Consider the following 7,079-nt stretch of genomic DNA (forward strand, 5'->3'; position numbering starts at 1 on the left):
ACTTCACTGTGTTTAATATAGCATAGCTACAAATAATTAAAAATTGTCCACTCATTTAGAGTTAATAATTTTTACAATATTTGCTCTCAAGATATGAATATTATGCCTTTATGTATACTGATAGACCTAACGGAAGTTTGGATCGCTTTATTAATAAATAGTTTTTAAACACGTTGTTATCTTTTGTACGCCATTTTTCCGCATCTCTTTCAAAAGCAACCGTTACACAGGTGAGCTTTGTCTCAGCATTTTATTTTAATTTTGGCTCTTCACCCTAACTTTAGGTTGAATTCCGTTGCGCCAGCGTACTTTCCTAGGGGCGTCCGCTCGGAATTTAATGTGCGGTGTATTTAGAGCAACCCCGACTGACGGTGAAGATACTCAATTTTCCCACTAACGCTATATATTCTCATTAAAAAGATGTTAAACTATATTATAAATAGTAGTTTAAAGGCAGGTGTTAATGAGATGATAATAGAGAAGATTATTCACACTTTACTAGAGAGTTTAAAGAAGGACCCCTATATTGAAGCGGTTTTTTAAGAGGATCTATTGGCAGAAATGAGCATGATGAGTATTCCGATATTGATTTGTATTGCGTTGTTCAGGAAGAGCACGTAGAGACCTTTTTAGCGAACAGAATACAGCATATCGAAACATATAAAAAAACACTATTTGTTGATGACATATATATTATTGCCCCTCAATTAATAGCCGTTTACGAGGATATGATTAGCATTGATTTGTTTACAGTGACACCGGCTACTATTGTTAATAAGGACGCTATTAAAGTTTTATTTGATCCGAATGGAATGCTCCTACCCTACCAGGAACGCACAACGTTAGCGTTAGAGTCACATGAGCTTCAAGATGCAGTAGATGATACTGTTTGGTATTTATTTCAATACTATAGAAGTGCTAAGCGAGGGAATCATATTTGGTGCGTCCATTTACTACAGCATGTGTTCATCAATTTCTCAAAGGTACTGCTACACAAATATTCACCTGAGCGTGCTCAACTGGGGCTTAAAACGGTAGACAAAACGTTGCCCTCAAATCTAGTGCAAGAAATAGAAGATATATTTAATACGATTAGTATAACAACACATACGATAGCCTTAGAGAAACTAGTAAAATTCATCAATCGTGAGACCGAGTGGATATTCCAAGCGGTGGATGATAGACATACGATAGAGCCATTTTGGGAAAGGCTGAGAGTTGAATTGTCTACGCTTAACTAGTACAGCTATCATTGAGGAGGAAGCCGATTGTTATCTAAAGAGGAAATAGAAAGGCTGTTATCCCAGCCAGAAACGATAGTTCGCCAAGCAACGGCGGATGATAGACAGCTAATACTTCAATCCTTTGAGGGACTGAATCCAATTCAAAAAGAAATTACAAAACCCCAGCTAGCGCATGCCGACATTGTTGTTTGTGAGGAGACCGATACTTATATTTCTTTTACTATCGCTCCGACAGCTACTGATACCTCTTCAATTTTACAGGATTCGTATTTTATTCTGATAAGAAAATAAATCTTATATCTTTGTTGAGAAACGCGTTTACATGTAAGATAAATTACATATTTTGTAATATGTATTAAATAATGCTAGATATCCATACATTGTAATGTTACGATGATAACGAATTAATTTAAAGGGGGATTTTTGGAAATGAGCTATGATTCAAATTATAATGAGTACGATACATTTTTAACTGACACATTGGGCGCGGGTTTTATACTAGCGGTTTTTTTTATTACTCTTGTATTATTAGTAATCGCCTACGTAGTAACTGCATTAATTTATTTTAAAGCGTCTAAAACAAACGGCTTTAGCGATGTTGCTTATATTGCATGGATTCCGATTGCGAATATATATAGCTTATTCATATTAACTGCTAAAGGACATGATGACTTAGCAGTTCGTGCGGAAGCGAAAAAGAATACGTTAATTTATTTTGGCCTATTTATTGTTTCGTTAATCCCGTTAATTGGGCTTATTGCTTCGCTTGCATTACTTGTTTTCACATTTTACTTTGTATACCGCTTGCTTTATCGTTGGTCAGGGGAAACAGGGAAAGCTATTCTGTATTTAATATTATCAATTATTTCAGGAGGCATAGCTTTTATAATTTACGGGTTAATGCGTATGAACAGACCATTTAAAGCTGCATAATCGATTGTTTAGCCCTATCAAACTTAGCTAGATTGATAGGGCTTTTTTTAAAGCTGTAACAGATGTATACAGCTCCTTTTTATCGAATTGTTTTTAATGCAGTGGCCCACGGAATTAGTTCATCTAGCATTTGATTAACAGAAGTAACTTGAACATCTTTCGGTTTAAATTCTCCGTTTTCAAAATCCGTAAAAATAGAAAGGGCTGGATGCACCCTTACATCTGCTACAAGCAATTCTCCGAGGATACCTCGTAAATGCTCTGCTGCACGAGCACCACCAACGGAACCATATGAAACAATCCCCGCCGCCTTGTTATTCCATTCATCCCTTAAATAATCTAGCGCATTTTTAAGTGCTCCCGTGATCGAGTGATTGTATTCTGCGACAATAAAGACAAAGCCATCACACCCTGCAATAGCAGTTGACCATGCCTGTGCACCAGAAGCATCTCCCCCAGGCTCACCTAGCATCGGGAGCTTATAATCAAGTAAATCAATCACCTCATAGCTCGCATCGCCACGTAATTCAGCTAACCCCCTTACCCACTCCCCAACCTGTGGACTTACACGACCTTCCCTTGTACTACTTAAAATGATACCAATTTTCAACATAATAATAGCCTCCTTTTACAGTTACGCTATTCATTTTGCCCATTATTAATTATTTCAATCTAAATCCCCTTATTAGATTACAAATATATGTGAAAATACATTTTTTTCTTAAAGTACAGCTATAATATCCCAAAAGGAGTGAATCCGATGGCAAAATGGAACCCAGCTTTATACGATGAAAAGCATGATTTTATATCAAGATTTGGCGCAAGCTTATTGGAAGTATTGTCTCCAAAAGCAAATGAAGTGATTTTAAATCTTGGTTATTTAGCACATGATATTTCGGATTATGGAGCAAAGGCGCTCGGCATAGATGCTTCTCAAGAGATGATCGAGCAAGCACAGCGGATAGCTAGCCTAGAATGTTAAACGCTAGCAAAACCAATCCAACAACACTCAGCGGTATATAGACGAGCCAGCGCTTCATCCGTTTTTCCGCAAGTATCCACCGCTCATCCCCTACTTTATAAATAGTGAAAATCTTATGCTCCCTCGTTACCATTAGCACAGACTCAATCCAGGATAATAGAATAAAGCCTAACAGCCCGAAGACAATAATATCGACCCAGCCAGGTAAAAAAATATACATTGGAAATGTAATAACTAGTAGGCGGAGGTATCCCCATCGATAATTGGGATTCCGCACGATTGTTTTTACGAGAGTTTCCTCAAGCATCCAATCTGTGCGTTTAAACAATCGAGAGGAGTTTCGCCAAAATAGTGGCTTATTTTTTTGCTTTGGCGGCGTCATGCTACGAAGCTCCATACTTAAAAAGAACACTAAGGATTGAAGTCGATAAAAACGCTCTTGATCTAACGCCAATTGCCGCTCAAAAAATCGATTTGATTCTACATAATTTTTTATATAAAAATAGCCTTGAAACAACACGATGCCAATACATAGTAGAATTACAATATTTGCTGGTAATAACATAAAGGCAGCCGTAAATGCTACTGCTACGATTACATCCAACAACATTTGAGCCCATTTTGAGTAGGACTTAAAATGGATAAATGCTAATGAAAAGCTTGAGCAAATATGTAATAGAATAAATGCTATTAGCTGCAACCATGACATCCCATATACTTTTATGAAAATGGGGGCTAGTACGCTAATAAGGACTCCACTTATAATAAATTGAATTATCGCAGAGTACAAAAATCCATTTAGCTTAAGCCTTGAAAATATACGGTTGCTTTGTATTAAAAATAATCGATCCGCTGGCTGAATAAACGTACGAAAGCTTTTTAAATGGAAGAATAAGAGTAGTAAAAAAACAGGCAGCCATAAAGGTATTTTTGTTATTATACTATTTTCTATTGTCGGTAAAACCTCTCCGTATAGAAATAAACTGAACACGATTGCGAATATAACTAAGTAAATACTTGTCGTAACATCAACAACACTGCGAATTATATTTATATTAAATTTCCATTGCAGGCGCAGTCGCTCATTAAATAGCCCCATGCTCACCATCCTCCAAAAACCGATCAAAGATATCGAGTAAAGTGGCAGAATGGTCGTGCAATTTCTCTCTAAAGCTCGATAGTGTGCCCTTATGTAGTATCCGCCCAGAATCCACCAATACAAACGCGTCACATATTCTTTCAGCCGTATCTAAAGCATGCGTGGACATTAAAATAGCCGCGCCTCGCGTTTTATACTCATCGATCATTGTTAGAAGCCTACGAATTGCCTGTGGATCTAACCCCATAAACGGTTCATCTAAAATATACAGCCTTCTATCCGGTAGAAAAGCCAAAATAAGCATTACCTCTTGCTGCATCCCCTTCGAAAAACTCGTTGGATATTCATACAGCTTTGACTCTAACCGAAACGTACGGCACAAATCCATTGCACGTTCCGTTAACTGTTCTTCGTCTCCATCGATTGTGCGAATCAAAAAATCAATATGCTCCCACAATGTAAAGTACTCATATAGTATCGGGCGCTCCGGTACATAACCATATGAAGCGCTATGAATCTCGCCGTCCATTATAGGAAGAGTCCCCATGATCGCCTGTAGCGTTGTACTTTTCCCTGCCCCGTTTGCACCAATCAAACCAACTAACTCCCCTGGTTGAACCTGAAAGCAAATATTTGATATAATCGTTTCATTTTCTGCATAACCGCCACGTTCAATTTGCACTGTCAACATTTCATTCATTCCCTTCCCTTATTTCAAGTACGAACGGGAAGGAAGGTCGGTTTCATTTAATTTACTTTAACAGAAGGATTTACTAGCCTCATTTTTCGAAATACTAGCCGAAATTTTTAAAATACTAGCCGCTTTTTCCCAAATACTAGCCGGAATTTTTAAATTACTATCCACTTTTTCCCAAATACTAGCCGGAATTTTTAAATTACTAGCCTTATTTTTCGAAATACTAGCCACTTTTTGAAGTTTACTCGCCAATGTGAAAATTCTCGGCTGGAGTACTCGCCATTCGCGATGCTTACTCGCCAATGTGAGTACCCATTCGCCGAGGCGAAATCACAGCCCAAAGAAAATGTACCCTTCTACGTAAGAATTGGATGCTGGATTTACTAGCCTCTTTTCCCGAAATACTAGCCGAAATCTTTAAATTACTAGCCATATTTTTCGAATTACTAGCCACTTTTTGAAGTTTACTCGCCAATGTGAAAATTCTCGGCTAGAATACTCGCCATTCGCGATGTTTATTCGCCAATCTGAACGCCCACTCGCCTATTGACTTCCCTATAAAAAATTAGTGGTAAAGATTGGATTAAAACAACCGACATAAAAAGTAAATATTTTACTATTAGAGAGGATGTATTAATAATGAATGTTCATTTTGGAAGTAGCAATTATCTTCGCACGTTAAAAACAGAAGGATCAATTCAATTATCAGACGATTTGTTTTCTGATAAAGCTAAACAACAAAAAACAGCCTATGAAATAAAAAAAGAGAATGGGTATATACGGCATTACATCACAAAAGCTAATGGCGAAAAAGTCATGATTAAAGAATCAAAACTACCTAAATCGCAAGAAAATGAACGAAGCTCTGGCCACGTGAAGGATATGATTACCGAAATACTAATGCATAAACTGGCAAATGTGTTGGATAAAAAACAGTTCAATACAACTGGCATTTCAGCTCAAAAAGAAGAACAAATTAAAAAGTATATTACAAACATTTAACCTTTCATCATCTACAAATCATCTGGAATGGTATATACTCTATTTTTAAATTCACCTTGATATGGGAGATCCAACCGTTTTAATATTTTACTAGCTGCATGAATGGAAGGTATGGAAAAGAAATCTCGGAATTGTGCATTGGTGATTGTTGGCTGTATTAATAATTTGTAATCATGAAGCCCCTCTATTAATGCATGCCTGGATTTTTCACCACAGCTGCATTTGAATTTCCCTTGAGCATACTGCATCACATGACCGTTTTTACATAAGGCACCTTTTTGGATTGGGATGTTTTCTATCATTGGGCGTCTTATTTTTGAGCAGTGCTGGTGTAATAGCTCTTCCTTTAGTAAAGTGAGTTGCTCTACTGAAATTTTCGTAGGAAAATGTTTTTTGAGTTGTTTCATTTTTGAAGAGAGTCCTGACAGCTGAAAAATTAGTGCATCCTGTGGGACATTTTGAATGACAGCCGACTGTTGGGTGATGATTACGCCTGAAATGACAGGAAGTTCAAGGCCGACCTTCCACACGATTGATTGAATATATGCTTGATGACGCTCTACTTGATCGAAAGGATTTAAAAAGCTTTCTAGCTGACCATCCTTTTTCATTCGTGTAAATTGATGCGTTTGCTGATCGAATTGTAGAATACCTGAAATATGCTTCAGTTCAGTAATAAAAACAAAATTTTGGTTGAGGAAAATGGAATCTATTTGATGTGAATAGCCACGAGAGTTAACTGTTTCATAATCGTGAAAAAGAAAGTGAGGTTCCGACCATGCTAGATCTTCCCAAAACTCATCCGCTCGACATTCTCCAATATAACCAATCTCCACACGCCATAATTGATTTTCGAATAATTGTTTTTGATCTTCATTTAGTTGACCTCTCCTAAGCAAACTTTCTAGAACACGTAGCTTAGACGGGATGCCTCTTTTTAAAATAATCATTGAATCTCCCCCCTTGCTTATAATTTTAAGCGCTATTATGTGCAATGAGAATAGGTCAAACTTTGTGAAATGTGCTGTTCAAAATTTGAATTTAGAAGTTTGCTATGATAATTTTTTTACTAGCCACTTTTTCCGAAATACTAGCCGAAATTTTTAAAATACTAGCCATATT

The 7,079-nt window shown here is 37.0% G+C and carries 10 protein-coding genes; 5 read left to right on the forward strand and 5 right to left on the reverse strand.

Annotation, left to right across the window (positions count from 1 at the left end; all coding sequences use genetic code 11):
- Positions 1 to 551 precede the first annotated feature (551 nt).
- The 3 genes from V4T18_RS16130 (at position 552) to V4T18_RS16140 (ending at position 2,177) form a co-directional block, all read left to right on the forward strand.
- The gene (locus V4T18_RS16130) at positions 552 to 1,241 is read left to right on the forward strand and encodes a nucleotidyltransferase domain-containing protein (RefSeq protein WP_332651175.1); all 690 of its coding nucleotides are present in this window, start codon (positions 552 to 554) and stop codon (positions 1,239 to 1,241) included.
- A 27-nt stretch (positions 1,242 to 1,268) separates the two neighbouring features.
- On the forward strand, positions 1,269 to 1,535 hold the full coding sequence (locus V4T18_RS16135; RefSeq protein ID WP_332651155.1) for a hypothetical protein: 267 nt from the start codon (positions 1,269 to 1,271) through the stop codon (positions 1,533 to 1,535).
- 138 nt (positions 1,536 to 1,673) lie between these two features.
- Positions 1,674 to 2,177, forward strand: a complete 504-nt coding sequence (locus tag V4T18_RS16140; protein WP_332651157.1) for a hypothetical protein — start codon at positions 1,674 to 1,676, stop codon at positions 2,175 to 2,177.
- Positions 2,178 to 2,256: 79 nt separating this feature from the next.
- Here V4T18_RS16140 and V4T18_RS16145 read toward each other — a convergent pair whose 3' ends face one another.
- Complete coding sequence (locus V4T18_RS16145; RefSeq protein WP_332651159.1) at positions 2,257 to 2,790, reverse strand: NADPH-dependent FMN reductase; 534 nt, start codon at positions 2,788 to 2,790, stop codon at positions 2,257 to 2,259.
- A 147-nt stretch (positions 2,791 to 2,937) separates the two neighbouring features.
- Here V4T18_RS16145 and V4T18_RS16150 point away from each other — a divergent pair, with 147 nt between their 5' ends.
- A complete protein-coding gene (locus V4T18_RS16150) occupies positions 2,938 to 3,159 on the forward strand; it encodes a hypothetical protein (RefSeq protein ID WP_332651162.1) in 222 nt (73 codons plus the stop codon).
- Here the strand turns inward: V4T18_RS16150 and V4T18_RS16155 are convergent.
- From V4T18_RS16155 to V4T18_RS16165, 3 genes are read right to left on the reverse strand one after another with little or no spacing between them, the layout of a single operon-like run.
- Complete coding sequence (locus tag V4T18_RS16155) at positions 3,143 to 4,258, reverse strand: ABC transporter permease (RefSeq protein ID WP_332651164.1); 1,116 nt, start codon at positions 4,256 to 4,258, stop codon at positions 3,143 to 3,145. The genes V4T18_RS16150 and V4T18_RS16155 overlap by 17 nt on opposite strands.
- Complete coding sequence (locus V4T18_RS16160) at positions 4,245 to 4,958, reverse strand: ABC transporter ATP-binding protein (RefSeq protein WP_332651166.1); 714 nt, start codon at positions 4,956 to 4,958, stop codon at positions 4,245 to 4,247. Before V4T18_RS16160 ends, V4T18_RS16155 begins: the two co-directional genes overlap by 14 nt.
- 57 nt (positions 4,959 to 5,015) lie before the next feature.
- Positions 5,016 to 5,207 (reverse strand): hypothetical protein, encoded by a 192-nt coding sequence (locus V4T18_RS16165; protein ID WP_332651168.1) that lies wholly within the window; start codon positions 5,205 to 5,207, stop codon positions 5,016 to 5,018.
- A gap of 387 nt (positions 5,208 to 5,594) precedes the next feature.
- On the opposite strand from V4T18_RS16165, the gene V4T18_RS16170 reads away from it, so the two are divergent.
- Complete coding sequence (locus V4T18_RS16170) at positions 5,595 to 5,957, forward strand: hypothetical protein (RefSeq protein ID WP_332651170.1); 363 nt, start codon at positions 5,595 to 5,597, stop codon at positions 5,955 to 5,957.
- A gap of 11 nt (positions 5,958 to 5,968) precedes the next feature.
- Here V4T18_RS16170 and V4T18_RS16175 read toward each other — a convergent pair whose 3' ends face one another.
- Positions 5,969 to 6,907 (reverse strand): nuclease-related domain-containing protein, encoded by a 939-nt coding sequence (locus tag V4T18_RS16175; RefSeq protein ID WP_332651171.1) that lies wholly within the window; start codon positions 6,905 to 6,907, stop codon positions 5,969 to 5,971.
- Positions 6,908 to 7,079: the final 172 nt, after the last annotated feature.

Origin of the sequence: Lysinibacillus sp. 54212, from assembly GCF_036662795.1 — a bacterium.
Lineage (GTDB): Bacteria > Bacillota > Bacilli > Bacillales_A > Planococcaceae > Lysinibacillus_B.

Bases quoted from the DNA above. Each gene is read 5' to 3' on its own strand.
- V4T18_RS16140 (WP_332651157.1), top strand. From the start codon at position 1,674: ATGAGCTATGATTCAAATTATAATGAGTACGATACATTTTTAACTGAC.
- V4T18_RS16145 (WP_332651159.1), bottom strand. From the start codon at position 2,790: ATGTTGAAAATTGGTATCATTTTAAGTAGTACAAGGGAAGGTCGTGTA.
- V4T18_RS16150 (WP_332651162.1), top strand. From the start codon at position 2,938: ATGGCAAAATGGAACCCAGCTTTATACGATGAAAAGCATGATTTTATA.
- V4T18_RS16155 (WP_332651164.1), bottom strand. From the start codon at position 4,258: ATGGGGCTATTTAATGAGCGACTGCGCCTGCAATGGAAATTTAATATA.
- V4T18_RS16160 (WP_332651166.1), bottom strand. From the start codon at position 4,958: ATGAATGAAATGTTGACAGTGCAAATTGAACGTGGCGGTTATGCAGAA.
- V4T18_RS16170 (WP_332651170.1), top strand. From the start codon at position 5,595: ATGAATGTTCATTTTGGAAGTAGCAATTATCTTCGCACGTTAAAAACA.
- V4T18_RS16175 (WP_332651171.1), bottom strand. From the start codon at position 6,907: ATGATTATTTTAAAAAGAGGCATCCCGTCTAAGCTACGTGTTCTAGAA.